The following is a 21359-nucleotide window of genomic DNA, read 5'->3' as shown; positions in this document are numbered from 1 at the left end:
GGTCTCCGGTGGTCAGTAACCGATGCCGGCGATGTAATTCGCCAGCATGTGTTCCTGCAGCTGTTCCTGCTCGAAGAGCACTTTCAGGGCATCGCGCATATCGAGGACACCGAGTGGCCTTGCATCCGCATCAAGGACCGGCATGTTCTGGACGCGATTGTCCACCATCACCTGCCATGCCGTCTGCAATTCGTCGGCCGGGCTGCAGGAAATGATGTTCCGGCTCATCAGCGCTTCGACGCTCGCCCCCTGCTCCCCATCCATCAGATGCCGGATGAGGTCGGACTTGCTGAGCACACCCGCCGCCTTGCCGCCCTGTTCGCGGACGACGGCGAGACCGATTCCCGGGTTGGAAAGCGTCTGGGCTGCCACCCGCAGCGTGGCGGCAATGTCGATCACCATCAGGCGCGCCGACGTCATGGGATAGAGTTTTTCGATACGCATGAATTCCTCCTGACGGCGCTCACTGGCGCAGCCGGGACTATCGATTTGACTGTGATTGGAACCGGGATGGCGCCGCTTGCCGGCGCCATCCCGCTGTGAAAGTGCGGCGAGGATCGCACTCTTCGCAGTCGGCTTATTTTTCGTAGACGGTCAGATTGGTTTCGTTCGTATCGACCACGAACACGGCAAGCAGGCGTGCGGGCTCCGTCTTGCTTGCATTTTCGCTGACGGCGTGGTGATCGCCCGGATATTCGGAAAAATTCTCGCCGGCACGATAGATGGTCACCGGCCCATTATTGACCTGGCTGGTGATCGCGCCCTCAAGAACGGTCGCGTAGATGAATGCGGAATTGGGATGCGTATGGGCCGGCGACGTGCCGCCGGGGGCATATTCGACGAGCACGCCCTTCAAGCTCTTGCCCGGCACATTCGGCAACGGCTGGTCATAGACCACCTTTACGTTTTCGCCGCGGTTGGTGTCATGCGCCGTGGCCGCAGCCACGGAAGCAAAGACGAGAGCGGTTGCGCAGAGAAGTGTTCTGATCATTTTTCGTCTCCTGGAAATGGAGGCCCGCGGTCCCGAAAGACCGGCGGAGCCGATAGGGTTTTGCGGGCGGGAGCCGCTTATTTTTTCTGGGCGGCGGAGAGCGCCAGCCAGTCTTCGAAGCGGATAGCGCCGAGGCGGGCGCCGTCATCAGGAACCAAGGTCCGGTCGTCGATGGAAACCTCGAAATAGCGGGCGCGCGGGTCAGCGACGATGCTGCGCGGATCGTTGGTGGCCTTGAGGTAACGCGCGATGAATTCGTTCATCGGTGCGCGCTCTGGACCGGCGATCTCGATCACACCGTTCACCGGCGCCCCGAGTGCCGCGTCAGCCATGGCGTCGGCGACATTGTCTGCCGCGATCGGCTGGAATGCGCCGGACGGCACACGAACAGTCGTGCCTTCGGTGGCCGATTGGGCGATGGCGCCCACGAATTCGAAGAACTGCGTCGCATGCACGATGGTGTAAGGCACGCCCGACTCGCGAATATGCTCTTCCTGGCGCAGCTTGGCGCGGAAATATCCCATCTCCTGCATGCGGTCGGTGCCGACAACCGACAGCGCGACATGGTGACGAACGCCGGCGGCCTTTTCTGCTGCAAAAAGATTGCGGCCGGCCGCTTCAAAGAAATCCATGGCGGCCTTTTCTTCGAAGGACGGCGAATTCGCCAGATCGACGACAACATCCGCGCCGGCCAATGCGCCGGCAAGGCCTTCTCCCGTCACGGTGTTCACACCCGAATTCGGAGAAGCGGCAAGCACCTCATGCCCCTTCTTGCGAAGCCGTTCGACAGTCTTCGAACCGATGAGGCCGGTCCCTCCGATAACGACGATTTTCATGTTCAATCTCCTGGTTTCAAGTTTGATCTGGGTTTCCGGAACCGCTGCCGGCGTGCCTTTGCCGAGGCGCCTCTTCGGCAGGCGAAGCTGTTTCCGTTGGCGAGAATGCGTCACGGCAGGCCGTTCGCCTATCGAACGGAGGCATCGGCCACCTAGTCCCAGAGTACAGGTAGGATAGATCGGGCGATTAGATGCCTCGATTGACCCCGATGCAGACAGCCCGCGACAAGGCGCTGCCTCACGCCCGGGCAAGGGCCACGGGCATGACGACCGTAAACAAGGCGGCGTTGTTCAGGCTCAGGCCTGCGGCTTTTCACGCAAGCTGGAGGGCAACGAATCCCAGGCGCGGATCAGTTCGCCAACGGAGGTCGTCCGCATCTTGCGCATCACATTGCTGCGGTGGAGCTTCACCGTAATCTCGCTTATCCCGAGTTCGAAAGCTATCTGCTTGTTGAGGCGACCCCGTACCACTTCACCGAGGACCTGGCGTTCACGGGGTGTGAGGGTCTCAAACCGGGTGACATGCTGGTGGATATTTTCCGCCTGCGCCCGCTGTTCCACGTCGCGCTGTATCCCGGCGATCACGGCGTCCAGCAGGGTCTGGTCCCGCACCGGTTTTGTCAGGAAATCGACAGCGCCGGCCTTCATGGCCTGCACGGTCATCGGGATATCACCATACCCCGTGAGAAAGACGATGGGTTTCGTGACGCCACGCGTCGAAAGCTGCTGCTGCAGGTCAAGGCCGCTTGCGCCCGGCATGCGCACATCCAGCACCAGACAGCCCGGCCGGTCGGGAAGGCCGGCGTTCAACAGCTCCCTGGGCGAGGAAAAACAGGCGACACCGAGGCCAACCGATTCCATGAGTTCCTGAAGGGAGTTGCGAACGTCCTCGTCATCATCGACGACGAGAACCAGCGGTTCATCCGCAGCGGCAGTCAAGGTTGCCATTCATCATCTCCCGAAATGGCGGATTGCGGGCACAACGATGCACGGCTCACCAGCCGCATCGCGCCAAGGTCGAATGCGCATCAACACGTGAAAAGCGTCGTTATCGGCCAAAGTGACTGTATCCTTCATCCCGCTTCACCACATGCCCACCGGCCGCGGCGGCCGTATCTTCGGCGCCGACCGGCAATCCAGTCTTCTGCTCCATTCTCAGGTCAGGGCAACGACCCATCTGCCGCACCGGTCCGGCGGGTCCGCCGACTGGCCTTGAGGGCAAGCCATTGGCGGATATCCTCGGAGAATTCCGGCGGGGCCTTGCGACCGAAATCGCCGGCTATATCGGCCAGAGTCTGGCTCGCCAGCGAATCCCGCATCGCCTTCTCCGCACGCAACATCACCGCGTGGACCGCGCACACGCCCTTGGTCGCCCATGATGGCGGACGCTGCCGAAATACGGCGCAGCGGCCACGAATTTCCTGGCAGTCAAACAGAGGCTTTCTGCCTTCAATGGCGTCAACAACCTCCAGAACGGTGATCTCTCCTGGCTGCTTTGCCAGCAGATATCCGCCTTTGATCCCCTCGGATGCGGACACGATCCCCGCCTTCTCCAGCTTCGGAAATATCTTCGCCAGAAAGCTCGGGGAAATTCCCTGCAACTCAGCCAGATCGCGACTGCTGAGCGGAGCGCCGGGTGAACTCGCCAACCACAGGAGACAATGCAACCCGTATTCCACACCTACCGTCATATGAGCCATAACGCGGACTATAATTGTCTGAGTTATGGCTGGCAAGCGTCAATTTGAACTGCATCGTGGCGTAACGGGCAAACGCGCCCGTCACCTCATAGCGTGACGCATGGGGACGCCGATATAACCGGATCATTTATACGCCCAGGCCAAAAGGTTAGCTGGATGCGCCGAGTTGCCAGCAGGAGCGACCCGTTCGTATGGCTGGGCGACGACGCCGCCGGCATGGCATCTTATTTCTCCATCGAAGACGGGTGCATGAGATGGATCGTGAAGAATGGAAGCCTGCGGCGCGGATGGCGAAAGCACCTTACGCCGCAAGACCTATTGCACCGAAGATGGCGGAAGCACTCATGACATGGCTCGCGGCATTATTTGTGTTTCTCAGCACAATTCCCGCCCTGGCGCAGGCGCCGTTCCCGGATGCGGAGGAGAAAGCCGCCTCGCCCATCGTGGCATCACCGCAGAAGGTCGATGATCTGATGCGGCTGTTCGCGGATCCCGAAATCCGCCGCTGGATCGAAACGCAGGCCGCACAAAAAATCGGGGCCGTAGCACCTGTCGAGACCGGCACCCATGAAGCAACCTCGGTGGGCGATCTGGCGCGGGAAATGGCGGCGTGGGAGGAACGCGCGCGTGATCGTTTCCAGACCATGATCTCGGCAATGCCGCATATTCCCGGCGAAATCGAGCGCACCTTCCTTCGCCTGCGGGCGGACGCAACGGGCAACGGCCACGCCATGGCCTCCATGATTCTTTTCTTGGTCATTGCGCTCGGAACGACGGCGGAATGGTTTTTCCACTGGCAATGGCAACATCACGGCAAGGGCATCGAACACTATCTGCCGACCGTTGTTTTCACGGCTTTCATGGCGGCCTTGCTATTCGCGATCGAATGGCCGCCACTGCTTCGGCTGGTGGCCGCCTGTTATCTGCTGGCATTCGTCGCCCATCGCCTTCTGGCAACGGCTATCGGGCATGCCGCCCATCCGGAAATTCACGGGCGGTTAAAGACAATCGTCGGCCTTGGGCTTGCAATGACGGCCTCGACGGCGACGGGCACGATCCTCGAAATTGATGCCGACGCTCTTCAGGCGTCTGCCTTTCTCGTTTCCTGCATCATCCTTGGGCTTTCGGTCGAACTCGTCTGGCACAAGGTTGAACGAAGCATCGCGGCAAGGATCCTGCTTTGCCTTCATCTTGCCGGTGTCTGGCTGCTGTGGTGCCTCGATCTCAGGACAGCTTTCTGGATCGGCGTCTATATCCTCCTGCTTCCACCAATGATGCGCGCCATCGGCCATGCCGTGCGTGGCTACATCGCGGCCCATTTTCTCGTGCCGGCATCAGACAGCCGGAGCATCCTGCTTGTTCGTGGAGCGAGGGCGGCGATCACCGGGCTTGCCATTGCCTGGATCGCCGCCGTCTGGGACATGGACGGTCACATGATCGGCCACGGCGATCCGCAGACAGTTGCCCTGTTCTACGGTTTTCTGAAAAGCATCGTCATAGTGCTGCTCGCCGATCTGGTGTGGCATCTCACCAAGGCGGCCATCGATCGCAACCTCATGCCGGCCCCGGCCGGGGCGGAAACGGACAATCCCACAGAGGAGACCCATGCCACCCGCCTTCACACCCTGTTGCCGATCCTGCGCAATGTGCTGGCGGTTTCGCTTTCCATCATCGCAGGTCTCGTCATCCTCGGCCAACTCGGCGTCGATATCGGGCCGTTGATAGCCGGTGCGGGCATTTTTGGCGTGGCAATCGGTTTCGGCTCACAGGCGCTGGTGCGCGATGTCATCAGCGGCATCTTCTACCTCTTTGACGATGCCTTCCGGGTCGGTGAATATATTCAGGCGAAGAACTACAAGGGCACGGTGGAGGGTTTCAGCCTTCGTTCGGTCAAGCTTCGCCATCACCGTGGGCCGCTCTTCACTGTCCCCTTCGGCGAACTCGGCGCGGTCGAGAACATGAGCCGGGACTGGTCGAAGATAAAATTTTCCGTCACCGTGCCCTATGACACGGATATCGAGAAGGCCCGCAAGATCGGCAAGGCGATCGGCCAGGAATTGCTGGGCGACCCGGAACTTGGCCCCCTCTTCATCCAGCCATTGAAAATGAAGGGCGTCGAGGAATTCGGCGAATACGGGATCGCCATCAGCTTCGCCATGGTCACCGTGCCGACCAGCCAGCAAAGTTTCATCCGCCGCTCGGCCTATGCGATGCTGCGCGAGGCCTTTCAGAAAAACGGCATTGCCTTCGCTCAACCAAGTATACAGGTCGGTGCCGGCAAGGCGCCCGAGACGGCTGCCGCAGCCTATCAGTCCCGACAGTTCGCCAGGACGGATGAGCAGGAAGACACAACGTCTCCCTAATGCGGAGGTTCATTTGGCGAAAGGTTGGCGGTCGCGAAATCTCACCCGCACAACGGCAATGTGTGCCCAGACGGCAAGGCATCCGAGCATGAAACGACGATGGGTGAAATACGATGCGGTCAGGGCTGTTGGCCGAGGGCAGACTCCAGGCAGCCCATCAGAGCGCCGATATTGACCGGTTTGCGAAGAAAGGCGAAGGCACCGCCATTCAAGGCGGCGTTGCGGGTGCGCTCATCCTCGTAGGAGGTCACGAAGATCATCGGCGGATGACTACCGAGCCGGTTCAGCTCGCTCTGCAATTCGATACCGGAAAGCCCCGGCATCTTCACATCCACGACGATGCAGTCGATTGCCGCCTGCTCCTCGAATTTCAGGAATTCCTCAGCCGAGGAAAACAGTCGGCATTCGTAACCGAAGGACATGATGAGATCATCCATGGCTTCGCGGATAGCTTGGTCATCGTCGACGACGGCAATAATGGGTACAGGGGGCAATGAAGCGACCTTTTCAGTTTTCTTGATCTCTTCTATGCGCCCATGCCCATTTAAATGGTACCATACTAAGATACAGGTAGGCCCTGCCGCCAACCAAGCAACTCTGATTTCCTGACAAGATCGGCAACGGATCTCGCTTCCATTTTGCGCATGACGTTGCCTCGATGCAATTTCACCGTCACTTCGCTGATTCCAAGTTCGTAAGCGATCTGCTTGTTCATCAGTCCGCGAACGACGGCGCCCATGACCTCGCGCTCGCGCGGGGTCAACTGCCCGGCAAGAGACGCGACGGCGGCACTCTGCTCGCTTTCGCGACGCCGCGAGGCATCGCGTTCCAGGGCCGTCGTCACCGCGTCCAGAATATCCTGCTCCTTGAAAGGCTTGGTGAGGAAATCCACGGCGCCCGCCTTCATCGCCCGCACACTCATGGGAATGTCGCCGAAACCGGTCATGAATATGATCGGCATGCCGTTGCCGAGACGTTCCATCTGCATCTGGAAATCGAGGCCGCTGATACCGGGAAGCCGCACATCCAGAAGCAGACAGCCGTGCCGATTGAGATTGGCTTTCTCCAGAAAAGCCGCCGCACTCTCGAAAGCTTCGACATCGAATTTCATCGACCGAAAAAGATCGGTAAGGGCTTCCCGCATCGACACGTCGTCATCGACGATGAACACGACCGGAGATGATGGTGGCCCCTTGGCTGCCTTGCGTGGCTCAGGCATGTTCCACCTCCGGGCTGATTGGTATGGAAATGGCAAATACCGCGCCGCCTAGTGGGTGGTTGTCACCCTCCAGCCGACCACCGCGGGTTTCCAGTGTGGTGCGGCAAATGGAAAGGCCCATGCCCATTCCCGTCGCCTTTGTCGTAAAGAAGGGCGAAAACAGCTTTTCCTTGATCTCGGCAGCGATGCCCGGCCCGTTATCCCGTACGGTGACGCGAATATTGTCGGCGCCCTGGCTTTCCTTTCGCACGATTATCGTGCGGTCGCTGACGCCTGCCTCGTCCATGGCCTGGATGGCATTGGTGAGCAGGTTGATAAGAACCTGCTGCAATTCAATCCTCACCGCCTTTACGGGTGGGGTATTTTCCTTTTCGACATTGACCGTCGTTCCGCTGCGCGCCAGATCATGTTCAAGGAGGACCAGCGTTTCATCGATGAAATCGTCCAGTTCGAAGGTTTCAACCTTGCCGCCGGTATGGGCCAGCAGGCTTCTGGTATTCTCGATGATCTCGCTGGTGCGCTGGCTGTCGCGGATCATGCGTTCGGCCGAGCGGCGCGCGGCCCCGAGATCGGGTGGATCGCGATCCAGCCAGCGCAGCAATGTCTGCGCATTGACGACGATGGCGCCAAGCGGCTGGTTCAGTTCGTGGGCCAGCGAGGCGGACATGGCACCCACGGCCGCAGCCTTTGACGCCCTGGTCAGTTCAGCCTGCGCCTCGGCGAGAGCCTGAAGGGCCAATTCCCGCTGGGTGATATCGACCATGCTCACCACCACCCGATTGAAGGAGGAAGCTTCCGCGGGAAAGCTGATGGAAAGAAGCACCAGCTTCTCTTCGCCGCCCTCGGTGCGCACAACGACTTTGTCTTCAAAAACGCGCCGATTGTCGATAATCGCCTGCAGCGTATCCAGGAACTTGTCGGGGGCAGAAACGACGGACTGTTTCAACGTGCCGCTAATGGAGGAATCATAACCCAACATCTCCTTGCCGGCTTCGTTTGAGGCAACGATGGTGATGAGTTCGATGCATTGTTCCGTAAAGCCCGGATTGGCGCGGGCATGGGCCCGCATATCGACAACGCCCTGCTGCTTGAGACCCATCAGCAAGGCATGGAGCCTTGAATAATCGCGTTCCCAGAGCGCCACGCGCGTGCGGTCGAAAATCGAACGGTAACGCTCCTCGCTCTCCTTCAGCGCCGCATTGATGGACAACAACGCCAATCGGGCCGTTTCTGTTTTTAAAAGCAGCATCGTCGTGACGATAAGGGCCGCAAGCGCGACGACGAGGCGAAGCGCCGATTGCAGATCGGCATCCTGCGCATGGGTCATCGCATAGGACAAAAGGGAAAGAATCGCACAGGCAGAGGCGATCACGATCAGGCCAAAGCGCGTGATCGCCTGCGCGGCCAGCAGCACCGTGATCACATAGAGCACCGCAATTGCGCTTTCTATGTCGGTATAGGTGTCGATATAAAACACGATGGCGGCCAGCGCCACGGCCGCCAGACCGAAGGCGAGATGATGTGCTCCGCCTCCAGGCTCGCGAGAGCGAAATATCGTTGACGCAATCGACATTGTTCCCCCGATGCGATTTTTCACGACAATACGGTTTTTTGACCACAACCTAACCTATACATAGGTCTTGGTCCCCATGCGCTTCTGCCCGCAAGGAATATCGGGGATATTGTGCTGCGACTTTGAAAAATGCACTCCATTTTTGAATGAATGGCGACCGGGTGGCGATTGTTCATCGCAGACGAAACCGGATCGCCGATCAATCGCCGGCTGCACTTATCGTAATCGGTACGCCCTTGTAGGATGGCGTACCGGACAGGTGGTCGTAATGACCGAGGGCGACGACGGCGTTCATCTCCGGATAATATCCCGCCGCCGATCCTTTGGGGATGTCATAAGCGACGGCGGTGAAACCGCGCACGAGATGCTTCCCCGCTCCATCTGATCCGAGGCCGTGGATGTCGATGCGGTCTCCATCCTTCAGCCCGCGTGTTGCGAGATCGTCCCTGTTCATGAAAACGATGTCCCGGCGGCCGAACACGCCGCGATAGCGGTCATCCATGCCATATATCGTCGTATTATACTGGTCATGGCTGCGGATCGTGGTCAGAACGAGCGCATCCGGATTACCGATGAGCGGATCTTCATCAAGGCCGGTGGCGATGAGGAAGTTGGCCTTGCCGTTCTCCGTATTCCAGCGGCGGAAGGAGGCCGCGACGTCAAGGCGGAAACCTCCGCGTATACGCACCCGTCTGTTGAAATCCCGAAAGTCGGGAAACACCTCTTCGATCTTGCCACGGATGCGGTCGTAATCGGCGATCAGCCAGTCCCAGTCTATGCCGTGGCGATTTCCCAGGGTTGCCCTGGCGATGCCGGCGATAATGGCCGGTTCCGATTTCAGCAGTTCCCCCGGCGGATTGAGAAAACCGCGCGAGGCGTGAACCATGGACATGGAATCTTCGACGGTGACGGCCTGGGGGCCCGAGGCCTGCGTATCGAGGTCCGTGCGCCCGAGACACGGCAATATAAGGGAGGTTCCGGCGATCAGGAGATGCGAGCGGTTGAGCTTTGTCGCGATGTGGACGGCAAGATCAAGCTTGCGCATTCCCTCGAATGTCACGCCCGGATCGGACATGGCGACAGCGAGGTTACCGCCGAGGCATATCAATGCCCTGGATTTCCCCGCAGCGATCGCCTCGATCGATTCGATGGCATTGTGCCCCTTTTCTGCAGAAGGCCGGAAGCCGAAAGCACGCTCCATTCCGTCGAGCAATGCCTTGCTAGGGATTTCCGTGATGCCGACCGTCCGGTCTCCCTGCACGTTGGAGTGGCCGCGGATGGGCGCTATTCCGGCGCCCTGCCGGCCCATATTGCCGCGAAGCATCAGGAGATTGGCGATCTGCTGCACGTTGCCCGTGCCTTTGGCGTGCTGGGTGATGCCCATGCCGTAACAGATGATGACGTTCGAAGCTTTCACGTAAATTTCGGCGACGCTTCTTAGCGCCTCCTTCGTCAGTCCGCTGATGGAACAGATGGTTTCCCAGGGCGTGTCGCCGATATCGCTCAGGAGCGCTTCGAAGCCTGCCGTATGTTCTGCAATGAAGGCACGGTCGAGCACACCTTCACCACCCGCCGCAAGGCTTTCGGCATCCATTTCGAACACTGCCTTCATGATGCCCTTGAGCGCCGCCAGATCGCCACCGATGCGAAGCTGGTGGTAGGCGGATGCAATCGGCGTCGATGACAGCGTAACCATTTCCACCGGATCCTGCGGAGCGGCGAACCGCTCCAGCGCTCTTTCCTTCAGCGGATTAAAGACCACGACCGGCACGCCGCGGCGGGCGGCATTGTGCAACGTCGTCATCATGCGCGGGTGATTGGTGCCGGGATTGTGGCCAAAGCTGAAGATCGCATCGGCGTAATCGAAATCCTCGAGCGTCACGGTGCCCTTGCCAACACCGATGGATTTTGGAAGTCCGACGCTGGTGGCCTCATGACACATGTTGGAACAATCGGGAAAATTATTCGTGCCATAGGCGCGCACGAAGAGCTGGTAGAGGAAGGCGGCCTCGTTGGAAGTGCGGCCGGATGTGTAGAATTCGGCCTGATCTGGGTGGTCGAGCCTGTTCAGTTCTTTCGCGATCAAGCCGAATGCATCTTCCCATGCGATTGGCTCGTACCGGTCATTTTGCGCATTGTAACACAGCGGCACGGTCAGCCGGCCGGCATCCTCCAGCTTGTGGTCCGTCCACTCCCACAGTTCAGAAACGGTGTGCTGCGCAAAAAGCTCCGGCCCGGACCGTTTGGCCGTGGATTCCCATGTGATGGCCTTCGCCCCGTTTTCACAGAATTCGAAGGAGGACGTGTGTTTCGGATCGGGCCAGGCGCATCCGGGACAATCGAAACCTTCCGGCTGGTTCGCCTTGAGCAGCGTCATCGTACCCTGCGCGACGATTTGCTGGTGTGCGAGGGTTTTCGCAACCGCCTTGAGCGCCCCCCAGCCACCGGCAGGCTGATCATATTGTTCGATACCGTCCGGGCGTTGATCTTCCATGTCTGCAACTCCTTGAAGCCGGTTTTGAGCGGGGTTTCCAAGACAGATAAATAACCGCAAGCACGCGTGGTAAACATAATACCCATGCATAGGTTGCCAGCCTTCGACGGGGACAGGAAATAAAAAAGGCCGTCTCCGGCGGGGAAGACGGCCTTGGCGGATCGAGGGGAAGATCCGCGCTCCGGAGGGAGGGGGACACCGGAGATGCTGGCTACCAGGAGCCAATCGCCTCCCTTCGGGCAGGGCGGGGCGATGGGCAAAAGCTACTCCGTGCCCGCGTTTGGAGAAACTACACTTAAGTATCGGATCGACTGTACCAGCAGCCGATTTCTCCAGGGTCGTTCTTCTTCATATCCTTGAAGCCGATCAGACAGCAGCAGGACGGGCGCTCGGTGAAGGGCGGTCGACTGCACAAGGAGAAAGATCATGAACACAGTTACAGCCACCAGAAACCGCAAGCTTCCACTCGCAACGCCGACCGATCTCGGCGCCGATGCTACCCGCGACATCTCCGCTGCGCTGACCGCGCTTCTGGCGGATGTTTTCACGCTCTACATCAAGACCAAGAATTTCCACTGGCATGTTTCCGGGCCGCATTTTCGCGATTACCACACCTTGCTCGACGAGCAGGGCGCACAGATCTTCGCGATGACGGACGATATTGCCGAACGTGCACGCAAGATCGGCGGCACGACCATCCGCTCCATCGGCCAAATCGGCCGTCTCCAGCGCCTGCTTGATAATGATGCGGATTTCGTCACGCCGGACGACATGCTCGCCGAGCTTCGCGAGGACAACAAGCAGCTGACGGCAATCCTGCGGCAAACACATACACTGACATCGGACCATAACGATCATGCCACAACCAGCCTGATCGAAAACTGGATCGACGAAACCGAGCGTCGCACGTGGTTCCTGTTCGAAACGACACGCCGCACGCTCTGAAGACATCAAGCTGCACCCTCCGGTGCACGCCTCTCTCCGCATGCAGGCAGGAAAAATGAGATGACCGACAATCCGATCGAACTGGCAATCTCCCGACGGCACGTCCTGCTGGTCGGCGCCACCCTTTCCACCGCCATGGCCATGCCATCGCTGGCTTTTTCAAAAACCACCAAAACACCGAACGAAGGAGTATTTCCCATGACCGAATCATTCGTCAAAACCAAAGACGGTGTGGATATTTTCTACAAGGACTGGGGTCCGAAAGACGCCCAACCGATCGTTTTCCACCACGGCTGGCCGCTGTCTTCAGACGATTGGGATGCCCAGATGCTGTTCTTCGTCCAGAATGGCTACCGCGTCGTCGCCCATGATCGCCGTGGTCATGGCCGCTCCCAGCAGGTGAGCGACGGCCACGACATGGATCATTATGCCGCCGATGCATCCGCCGTGGCCGAACATCTGAACCTCAGGAACGCCGTTCATATCGGCCATTCGACCGGTGGTGGCGAAGTTGCCCGTTATGTCGCCAAATTCGGCCAGCCGCAGGGCCGTGTCGCAAAGGCCGTGCTCGTGTCAGCCGTTCCGCCGCTGATGCTGAAGACGCCGGCAAACCCGGGTGGCCTGCCGATCGAGGTTTTTGACAGCTTCCGCAAGGGTGTGGCCGATAATCGCGCCCAGTTCTTCCTCGACGTCCCGGCCGGCCCCTTCTACGGCTTCAACCGCCCGGATGCCAAGGTCTATCCCGGTGTGGTCCAGAACTGGTGGCGTCAGGGCATGATGGGTAGCGCCAAGGCCCACTACGATGGCGTCAAGGCTTTCTCCGAGACCGACCAGACGGAAGATCTCAAGGCAATCACGGTGCCGACGCTCGTTCTGCATGGCGACGACGATCAGGTTGTGCCGATCGCAGCTTCCGCGGAACTGTCGGTCAAGCTTCTGAAGAACGGCACGCTGAAGGTCTATAAGGGCTATCCGCACGGTATGCTGACCACCCACGCCGATGTCCTCAATCCCGATCTGCTGGCCTTCGTGAAAGCCTGACGATCAAAAATCGGCCATCACCCGCCCAACCCTTTGCGACAGTGTTCCGCAAACGGGGTTGGGCGGGATTATTGCTGTAAATCACCCTGCGATCGCCGACACCGCGACGAGACCTGCGAGCGGCGACGGCTCCGGCGAGAATGCGTCATAGGCGCAGGGAGCCGCGAAAATGGCGACAATGATGCTGCTTTTCATGAAGGTCACGCGACGTTCAGCTCGACATCAATGTTGCCACGGGTCGCCTTCGAGTAGGGGCAGGTCTGGTGGGCTTCCTCGACGAGCGCCCGGGCGAGTTCCGCATCGAGGCCGGGCAGGCTGACATTCAGGCGGGCCTGCAGGAAATAGGCACCGTCCGTGGTGCCGAGATCGACTTCCGCATCAACGGCGGTATCGGCGGGAAGCCTGAGCTTGCGCTTGCCTGCGGCAAGCCCCATCGCGCCGATGAAGCAGGCCGACCAGCCGGCTGCGAAAAGCTGTTCGGGATTGGTGCCCGGCCGGGCGGTGCCGGGAGGAGACAGCTTGATGTCGAGCTCGGCATCGTCGCTGCGCGCAAAACCGTCGCGGCCGCCGGTGGTGTGCGTCTTGCCGGTATAGAGAACCTTTTCGATCTTCGTCATGGAACATTCCTTCGTTTGTCGCTGATAGCGATGTTTTTTGACGGGGAACGGTTTGGAGGATCGGCGTATCCGGCATGTTTCACGGAATGCCCGAAATGTATCAAAGGGTAACAACGGGCCGGAACGATATCTTCCCATACAAGATCCGGAGAGCCGGCCCGGATTCCCCCCCGCGGAATGTCACTTCCGCCGCAAGCGACCGTAGAGCCTGACAGCCCCCCATGTTTCACTCTGTAGGGCTCAAACACAATTCCTACACACCGATACATTTCGACCCGGATCCGGACACATCCGGGATACGTCACCTCGACCAGATTGGCTCCATTGCTGGTCGAGCCGCATCGCCGCCCAGAGCCCGAACCCCGGTTTCAAAGGAAACGATGATGACGCTTCTTATCATTGCCTATCTTGGAGGTGCGCTGACCATATTCAGCCCCTGCATCCTCCCTATCCTTCCCTTCGTTTTCGCCCGCGCCGGGCAGCCCTTCATGCGCAGCACCCTGCCCATGCTGGCCGGTATGGCCGCCACATTCGCACTCGTCGCGACGCTTGCGGCGGTCGGCGGAAGCTGGGCAATCCATGCCAATGAATATGGTCGCCTCGCGGCTCTGCTGCTCCTCGCCGTCTTCGGTGTCAGCCTTCTTTCGCCGCGCATCGCGAGCATCGTCACCCAGCCGGTCGTCGATTTCGGCAACCGGCTGCTGAATGCCTCGGGCCGCGCCGGTTCCACGCCGACCGCCGCAAGTTCGCTGGTCCTCGGCATTGCCACCGGCCTGCTCTGGGCGCCATGCGCAGGCCCCATCCTCGGCCTCGTGCTGACGGGCGCAGCCCTGCAGGGCGCAAACCTCGAGACAACCTTCCTGCTCACGGCCTATGCCGCCGGCGCCGCCACCTCGCTTGCCGTCGCATTGCTTGTCGGCGGCAGGATCTTTGCGGGCATGAAGCGTTCCCTCGGTGTCAGCGAGCGAATCCGCCAGGTCCTGGGAGCTGCCGTTCTGGCCGGCGTTTCGGTCATCGCGCTCGGCCTCGATACCGGACTTCTGGCACGCCTTTCCTATGCCAGCACCGCCTCCTTCGAACAGGCCGTGCTTGACCGGCTGCATGCAAGGCAGGCGTCCGGCGCACCGTCGGAGGTCGCCAGCAATGGCGCGGTGGTCACGGCCGCCGATACCTCGCGGCCGTTCCGCAGCGACTTGCCCGTCGAAGGCCGCGCACCTTCGCTCGACGGCGCAGTCGAATGGCTCAACTCGCCGCCGCTGACGAACGAACAGTTGCGGGGCAAGGTCGTGCTCATCGATTTCTGGACCTATTCCTGCATCAACTGCATCCGCACCATTCCTTATGTGCGTGCCTGGGCAGACAAATACCGCGATCAGGGGCTTGTCGTCATCGGCGTGCATGCTCCGGAATTCGCCTTCGAAAAGAAGATCGACAACGTTAAAAAGGCAATCGGCGATTTCAAGATCGGCTATCCGGTGGCGATCGACAACGACTACAAGATCTGGCGCGCCTTCGAGAACAGCTATTGGCCGGCCCATTATCTGATCGATGCCAAGGGCCAGATCCGTTACCACCACTTCGGCGAAGGCAATTATCCCCAGACCGAACAGGCAATCCAGGACCTGCTGCGCGAGGCCGGCAGCGAGATGGCGGCAAGCGCGCCGGTGACGCCCGATGCGAAGGGCGCGGAGGCAAGCCCTGATCTGGAGAATATCCGCTCGGGCGAAACCTATCTCGGCTACAAGCGTGCCACCAGTTTCGCCTCGCGGGAAACCCTGCATGCCGATGCCGCCACCAGCTATTCGGTCGCCGAACCGGGCCTCAACCAATGGGGCCTTTCCGGAACCTGGACCGTGGGTGCGGAGCAGGCAACGCTCGACCAGCCGGGCGGTGGTATCGCCTACCGGTTCAGCGCCCGCGACCTGCATCTGGTTCTCGGACCGGGCCCCTCCGGCAAGCCTGTCCGCTTCCAGGTAACGATCGACGGCAAGGCCCCCGGGGCCAACCACGGTGCCGACACCGATGCCGATGGCAACGGCTCCGTGACATCCACCAGACTCTACCAGCTCGTCCGCCAGTCCGCAGACGTGGAAGCACGGAACTTCGAAATCCGTTTCCTCGATCCGGGTGTGGAGGCCTACGCCTTCACCTTCGGCTGAACCACCCCTTCCCCAACCTGATATCAAACCACAGGAGTTGACCCATGAACCGCCGTTACATCGCAACCCTCGCACTCGCATTCGCCACCAGCGCAATCGCCTTCGCCGCACAGGCTGCCGAGGTGAAGAACATCGTCATCGTGCATGGCGCACTCGCCGACGGCTCCGGCTGGCGCAAGGCGACCGAAATCCTCGGAAAGCGGGGCTTCAACGTCACGATCGTACAGGAACCGATCACCTCGCTCGCTGACGATATCGCCATGACCAACCGGGTACTCGATCTTCAGGATGGCCCGACGCTGCTTGTCGGCCACAGCTATGGCGGCATGGTCATCAGCGAAGCGGGACACAATCCCAATGTCGCCGGTCTCGTTTATGTCGCGGCCTTCCAGCCGGATAAGGGCGAAAGCCTGCTCAGCCTTGCAAGTTCCAAGCCGGCCGGCGGCATGAACATCCGTGAGACGAAGGACGGACAATTTCTCTATATCGACCCCGCCGCCTTCGCGAACGACTTCGCCGCCGACCTGCCGAAGGACGAGGCCGCATTCCTCGCCAGATCGCAGGTCTTCGCCGCCAAGGAAGCTTTCTCGGCCAAGATCGGCGATCCCGCCTGGAAGACGAAAAAGAGCTGGTCGGTCGTCGCCACCGAGGACCGCTCGATCAATCCCGATCTCGAGCGCGACATGGCAAAACGCGCTGGCAGCGATGTGACGGAGATCAAGGCCAGCCACGCGGTCTTCGCCTCGCAGCCCGAAAAGGTAGCCGCGGTCATCGAAAAGGCGGCGAAGGAAGCCAGCCACTGATCCATGACGACGGACCGCCGTTACCCGGCGGTCCGCTTCACCGGGGCATGGTTCGGTGGCGGTCGTCCGACGTGTCGCACGCCGCCTTGGCCAATGTTGTGTGGTCGTCGAGGGCCACGGCAGTACAGGCTGTGCCGGAAAACACCGAGGCGAAAACCGGGCCGGTGGGAGCGGGTTTACCCGGGTTACAACCAGCCTCGAGCAAGATGTTCATGTCATAGGCCGAAGTCGGAACTGGCGGATGCGAAGGCTTCCTTTCAGGTTCCTGCGGCGCTCTGGAGGCCCTTGATGAATCGTGTCGTGCTTGCCCGCTATCGCGAACCATTGGACTGGATAAAGCTCATCCCCGATGACTTCGAAGTCATCATCTACAACAAGGGCGATAAAATCGAAGCGCCCGGTATACAGCAGCGCGCGTCGCAGATCATCGACCGTCCCAATGAAGGGCGGGAGTCGGAAACATACCTCCATCATATGCTGACCAATGTGCGGGACGATGACGGTTTCACCGTCTATGCCCAGGCCGGTCCTTTCGAACACAGCCCGGACTTCATTGGCTTGCTGCACACTCGAAAAAGCTGGGCCGATCTACAACCGATGTCGTGGCAATGGCTCTCCGAGAAAAATGTGCCGCCGCCGCTCCTTCTTTCCGAATACGAGCGTGGCCTTTTCGGGCGACCGCGCGTGCGCCTCGAACGGTTCTCGCTGCTGACCTGGGGGCCGATCGACTTCATCGATCAGGGCGCCTGGGGTATGGGCAACGTCTACCGCGCCATCCACGGCCTGCCTGAAGGGGCCAATATTGCCAGCCACTTCCTCGACCTGGCCGGGCTCGATGATTTGGCGGCGGAGGCCGAGCGCCATATGGTGGGCGTATTTTCCTACGGCGCCATCTTCGCCGTGCGCAACAGCAGGGTCGCTTCCATCCCCAGCGCATCCATCGATATTCTGCGCAAACTCTCGGTGTCCGGCGCCGTCTACGGCTACATCCTCGAGCGCCTGTGGCTGCACTTTTTCGGCGAAAGGTTTACCCTGCCGAAGCTGGCACCACAGCCGCTTTGACGACGCCGCGGAGTGCAACTTCCGCCCATCTGCTTTGCAAGCCTCGGGAAAATTGAGACATCAACCGTCGCTCACCCGGGAACGTGATGCAAACTGCCGCCGGTAGTCGCCGGGCGTCATGCCCTTGGCCGCGCGAAACTGGCGCGAAAAATGCGCGGGGTCGGAAAAACCGGTCTCCTCGGCGATCCGGGCGAGAGATCGATCCGTCTGCGCAAGCAGGCGGCATGCGCCGCCGATGCGCAGCTGGCCGACATATTGGCTGATCGTCATGCGGGTCGAGCGTTTGAAGAGCCGCTGCAGCTGGCTGTCGCTGAGATGGGCGATCTCGCTCAGGGGCTTGATGCTGATGGTTCCGGTATAGTGGGCATGAATGTGACTGAGCACCCGCTGCATGCGCGCCCGGTCGCGCGGCACGGTGCTGGCGCTCGTTTCTCCGCTCGAAAGCGGCCTGCGGTCTGATGCCCGGGAAAGATCGACCAGGACACCAAGCAGCGTCAATATTTGCTGTTCCGGCGCGATTTCATGCAGCGTCGCCAGACGCTCCCGCACTTTCACCAGCTCCGCCTCCCCGAAACAGATGCCGTGGTCGCTTTCTTCCAGCAGGGGTTTGATGGCGGTCAGTTCCGGGGTCAGCGCGATCAGTCCCTCGATCCAGTCACGGGTAAACCAGCAGACCACCGCGCGATGAACGCCCGGCGTCTCTATCAATGCCTGCGACTGCCAGGCATGCGGCAGGTTCGGACCGAGAAGAACGAGATCGCCATCGCCGTAGCTCTCCACCGAATCCCCGACAAAGCGCATGCCGGCACTGTTGAGCGTCAGGGTCAGCTCGAATTCGGGATGGTAATGCCAGTTGAAGGGAAATTCCGGCAGGCGGCGATCGAACAGCAGCCAAGAACGATCGGCCGGGACGCTGACGGCCTCGAACCATGGCTCCATCTCTTTCGACCTTTCTCGCAAATCGCGACAGAAGAATGCGGCGATCATACAAGAAAACGCGGCAGGCGGGAATGGCCGATCCAACCGCAATCAGTATCCTCGGCCAAAAAGCGCATTGCGAGGAGGAGACATGTCTTTCAGCTCACAGGGGGATCCACACGGTAAACCCGATATCGTCATCATCGGCTCCGGCGTCGGCGGAAGCTCGGTCGCACTGAAACTCGCTGCGACGGGTGCGAAGATATTGATCATCGAGCGGGGAGAAAAACTACCGAACGAACCCGAAAATGCCGATGCGGAAGCCGTTTTCGTTCAAAACCGATATCGCACCACCGATCTCTACCGCGATGAAACCGGGCGCAACTATCGTCCCGGACAATATTATTATGTCGGCGGCCATACCAAATTCTACGGAACCGCCATGTTCCGTTTTCGCGACCGCGACTTCCGCGAAGTTGCGCATGAGGATGGGGTTTCGCCCGCATGGCCCGTGTCCTATGCGGAGCTTGAACCGTTTTATACCGAGGCCGAACGGCTTTTCGGCGTCAGGGGCAGGGCCGGAGACGATCCGACCGAGCCGCCGCGCTCGGCACCCTACATGCATGCGCCGATCCCCCACGAACCCGTCATCGGGCGCGTGGCGAAGGGCTTCGAGCGGCTGGGGCTGCGCCCCTTCCACATGCCCTCGGCAATCGATTATGGCCCCGGCGGCCTCTGTCGACGCTGCGGCACCTGCGATGCCTTCGTGTGCCGCTTCGATGCCAAGGGCGATGCCGAGACCCGGCTTCTGCGCCCGGCGTTAAAACACCCAAATGTCTCGCTGCTGACCGGCGCGCGGGTGCGCCGGCTGATTGCCGATACCGATGGTAAACACATCGTGGCGGCGGAAATCGAACGGGCTGGCGAAATCACGACAATCGAGGCTCCGCTTTTCGTTCTCTCGGCGGGGGCCATCAATTCCGCCCTCATCCTGCTTCGTTCGGCAGACGAGAAGAACCCGAACGGCCTTGCCAATTCCTCCGGTGTCGTCGGTCGTTACCTGATGAACCACCATTTAAGCGGGCTGATGGGATTGTTGCCCTTCACCGTCAACGACACCCGTTTCCCGAAAACCATGTCGCTCAACGATTTTTATGACGGCACGCCGGGCGATGAGGCCGCCCGCGGCAATGTCCAGATGCTGGGCAATATTCAGGGCCCGATGATCCGCGCGGCCTATCCCTGGATGCCGAGACCTCTTGCCAATCTTCTTGCCCGCCACAGCGTCGATTTCCTCGTCATGTCGGAGGACACGCCGAAATATGACAGCCGGGTAAAGCCATTGGGGGAAAATGGCGCGGAGGTGGCCTACCGTCCGGGCGACCGGGAAGCCCATGAGCGATTTGTGCGGCATATGCGTTCATTATTGAGGAAAAATGGTTTTCCCGTCGTTCTCGGCCATTCCTTCGGCATCGAGGCGCCGTCGCATCAATGTGGCACCGTCCGCATGGGTGACGACCCGAACGAGGCGGCGCTAAACTCCCTCTGCCTGACCTACGATCACCCCAATCTCTATGTCGTCGATGCCGGTTTCTTCCCCTCCTCGGCCGCGCTCAATCCAGCGCTCACCGTTGCGGCACAGGCATTGCGGGTCGGCGATCATATTCGCGAAAACCGGTTTTCAGGCCTTCGCGCCCATGACATTTCATCCACGGAGAACAACCATGCCCCATGACTTTCTCGCCGAGATCACCGGCTCCTTCGCCATGCCTGCCGGGGAAAACCCGACGGTCGCCATGATCGAGGCTGCCTATCAGCATCACGGCCTGAACTGGCGCTATATCAATCTGGAGGTCAGCCCCGAAAACCTGAAGGATGCCGTAGCGGGGGCACGCGCCATGGGCTGGGCCGGGTTCAACTGCTCCATTCCCCACAAGGTCGCGGTCATAGAGCATCTCGACGGCCTGGGAGAATCCGCAGAAATCATCGGCGCGGTCAACACCATCGTCCGGCGGGGCGACAGGCTGATCGGCGAAAACACCGATGGCAAGGGTTTCGTCAAGGCGCTTCGCGATGTCATAGATCCGAAGGGCAAGAAGGTCGTGCTGTTCGGTGCCGGTGGGGCGGCGCGTGCGGTCGGTGTCGAGGTGGCGCTCGCCGGTGCGGCGCATATCACCATCGTCAACCGCAACCGGGAACGTGGTGAAACCGTGGCGCGGCTGATCGATGAAAAGACGCCCGCCACCGCCGTCTTCGCCGCATGGGAGAACACCTTCGCCATTCCAGAGGAGATGGATATCGTCATTCACGCCACCTCGGTCGGCCTTTATCCCGATATAGACGGCATGCCCGACATCGATCTGAAAACGCTGCGCCCCTCCATGGTCGTTGCCGACGGCATCCACAACCCGCCGCGCACGCGGCTGATCCGCGCCGCCGAAGCCGCGGGCTGCAAGACGGCCGATGGTCTCGGCATGCTGGTCAATCAGGGTGTCATCGGCATCAAATACTGGACCGGTGTCGATGTCGACGCCTATGTGATGCGGCAGGCCCTCATCGGTCTCGATCTCTGAGGGTATCAATAGACGAAGCGAACGTTCCTCCTGTCGAAGACGCGTTTCATCCACGATAGGCATTT

19 protein-coding genes are annotated in these 21359 nt (G+C 60.3%); 8 read left to right on the top strand and 11 right to left on the bottom strand.

The genetic code is table 11. The features are described from left to right. Window positions 1-12: 12 nt before the first annotated feature. The 5 genes from O3S81_RS16335 to O3S81_RS16315 all read right to left on the bottom strand — a co-directional run bounded on the left by O3S81_RS16335 (window position 13) and on the right by O3S81_RS16315 (window position 3518). A complete protein-coding gene (locus O3S81_RS16335; protein ID WP_269344793.1) occupies window positions 13-444 on the bottom strand; it encodes a CBS domain-containing protein in 432 nt (143 codons plus the stop codon). Window positions 445-577: 133 nt separating this feature from the next. Then, window positions 578-991 (bottom strand): cupin domain-containing protein, encoded by a 414-nt coding sequence (locus O3S81_RS16330; protein WP_269344791.1) that lies wholly within the window; start codon window positions 989-991, stop codon window positions 578-580. Between the two features lie 77 nt (window positions 992-1068). Beyond that, entirely contained in the window at window positions 1069-1827 is a 759-nt protein-coding gene (locus O3S81_RS16325) for an SDR family oxidoreductase (RefSeq protein WP_269344789.1), read from the bottom strand. A gap of 297 nt (window positions 1828-2124) precedes the next feature. Continuing rightward, entirely contained in the window at window positions 2125-2775 is a 651-nt protein-coding gene (locus O3S81_RS16320; RefSeq protein WP_269344787.1) for a response regulator transcription factor, read from the bottom strand. Between the two features lie 212 nt (window positions 2776-2987). Further along, the gene (locus O3S81_RS16315; RefSeq protein WP_331284195.1) at window positions 2988-3518 is read right to left on the bottom strand and encodes an RrF2 family transcriptional regulator; all 531 of its coding nucleotides are present in this window, start codon (window positions 3516-3518) and stop codon (window positions 2988-2990) included. Window positions 3519-3871: 353 nt separating this feature from the next. Between O3S81_RS16315 and O3S81_RS16310 the strand changes: the two genes are divergently transcribed. Next, window positions 3872-5890, top strand: coding sequence for a mechanosensitive ion channel family protein (locus O3S81_RS16310; RefSeq protein WP_269344783.1), 2019 nt, complete (start codon window positions 3872-3874; stop codon window positions 5888-5890). 119 nt (window positions 5891-6009) lie between these two features. Here the strand turns inward: O3S81_RS16310 and O3S81_RS16305 are convergent, their stop codons facing one another. From O3S81_RS16305 to O3S81_RS16290, 4 genes are all read right to left on the bottom strand, one after another. Continuing rightward, window positions 6010-6384: a response regulator transcription factor gene (locus O3S81_RS16305; protein WP_269344781.1), complete on the bottom strand. Its 375-nt coding sequence runs from the start codon at window positions 6382-6384 to the stop codon at window positions 6010-6012. 65 nt (window positions 6385-6449) lie between these two features. Continuing rightward, the gene (locus O3S81_RS16300; protein ID WP_269344780.1) at window positions 6450-7109 is read right to left on the bottom strand and encodes a response regulator transcription factor; all 660 of its coding nucleotides are present in this window, start codon (window positions 7107-7109) and stop codon (window positions 6450-6452) included. Next, window positions 7102-8682 carry a sensor histidine kinase gene (locus O3S81_RS16295; RefSeq protein WP_269344779.1) on the bottom strand — a complete coding sequence of 527 codons (1581 nt, stop codon included), beginning with the start codon at window positions 8680-8682 and terminating at the stop codon, window positions 7102-7104. The genes O3S81_RS16300 and O3S81_RS16295 overlap by 8 nt, the downstream gene beginning before the upstream one ends. Window positions 8683-8881: 199 nt before the next feature. Beyond that, window positions 8882-11176 carry an FdhF/YdeP family oxidoreductase gene (locus O3S81_RS16290; protein ID WP_269344778.1) on the bottom strand — a complete coding sequence of 765 codons (2295 nt, stop codon included), beginning with the start codon at window positions 11174-11176 and terminating at the stop codon, window positions 8882-8884. A 426-nt stretch (window positions 11177-11602) separates the two neighbouring features. On the opposite strand from O3S81_RS16290, the gene O3S81_RS16285 reads away from it, so the two are divergent. Continuing rightward, window positions 11603-12121 carry a Dps family protein gene (locus O3S81_RS16285; protein WP_269344777.1) on the top strand — a complete coding sequence of 173 codons (519 nt, stop codon included), beginning with the start codon at window positions 11603-11605 and terminating at the stop codon, window positions 12119-12121. Window positions 12122-12181: 60 nt separating this feature from the next. After that, a complete protein-coding gene (locus tag O3S81_RS16280; protein WP_269344775.1) occupies window positions 12182-13162 on the top strand; it encodes an alpha/beta fold hydrolase in 981 nt (326 codons plus the stop codon). A 200-nt stretch (window positions 13163-13362) separates the two neighbouring features. On the opposite strand, the gene O3S81_RS16275 is transcribed toward O3S81_RS16280, so the two are convergent. After that, entirely contained in the window at window positions 13363-13779 is a 417-nt protein-coding gene (locus O3S81_RS16275; RefSeq protein ID WP_269344773.1) for an organic hydroperoxide resistance protein, read from the bottom strand. 383 nt (window positions 13780-14162) lie between these two features. Between O3S81_RS16275 and O3S81_RS16270 the strand changes: the two genes are divergently transcribed. From O3S81_RS16270 to O3S81_RS16260, 3 genes are all read left to right on the top strand, one after another. Next, complete coding sequence (locus O3S81_RS16270) at window positions 14163-15938, top strand: cytochrome c biogenesis protein DipZ (protein ID WP_269344772.1); 1776 nt, start codon at window positions 14163-14165, stop codon at window positions 15936-15938. Between the two features lie 44 nt (window positions 15939-15982). After that, window positions 15983-16741 carry an alpha/beta fold hydrolase gene (locus O3S81_RS16265; RefSeq protein WP_269344770.1) on the top strand — a complete coding sequence of 253 codons (759 nt, stop codon included), beginning with the start codon at window positions 15983-15985 and terminating at the stop codon, window positions 16739-16741. Window positions 16742-17041: 300 nt separating this feature from the next. Then, entirely contained in the window at window positions 17042-17803 is a 762-nt protein-coding gene (locus O3S81_RS16260) for a hypothetical protein (RefSeq protein ID WP_269344768.1), read from the top strand. A gap of 60 nt (window positions 17804-17863) precedes the next feature. Here O3S81_RS16260 and O3S81_RS16255 read toward each other — a convergent pair whose 3' ends face one another. Then, on the bottom strand, window positions 17864-18742 hold the full coding sequence (locus O3S81_RS16255; RefSeq protein ID WP_269344766.1) for an AraC family transcriptional regulator: 879 nt from the start codon (window positions 18740-18742) through the stop codon (window positions 17864-17866). Between the two features lie 130 nt (window positions 18743-18872). On the opposite strand from O3S81_RS16255, the gene O3S81_RS16250 reads away from it, so the two are divergent. Together O3S81_RS16250 and aroE are read left to right on the top strand one after the other, a co-directional pair. Next, window positions 18873-20456: a GMC family oxidoreductase N-terminal domain-containing protein gene (locus O3S81_RS16250; RefSeq protein ID WP_269344764.1), complete on the top strand. Its 1584-nt coding sequence runs from the start codon at window positions 18873-18875 to the stop codon at window positions 20454-20456. After that, entirely contained in the window at window positions 20446-21294 is an 849-nt protein-coding gene (aroE, locus tag O3S81_RS16245) for a shikimate dehydrogenase (RefSeq protein WP_269344762.1), read from the top strand. The genes O3S81_RS16250 and aroE overlap by 11 nt, the downstream gene beginning before the upstream one ends. Window positions 21295-21359 lie beyond the last annotated feature (65 nt).

The organism is Agrobacterium sp. SOY23, from assembly GCF_027212525.1.
GTDB lineage: Bacteria > Pseudomonadota > Alphaproteobacteria > Rhizobiales > Rhizobiaceae > Agrobacterium > Agrobacterium tumefaciens_I.
Note: the sequence above shows the minus strand (reverse complement) of the source record. Positions and strands in the feature narration are given on the sequence as shown.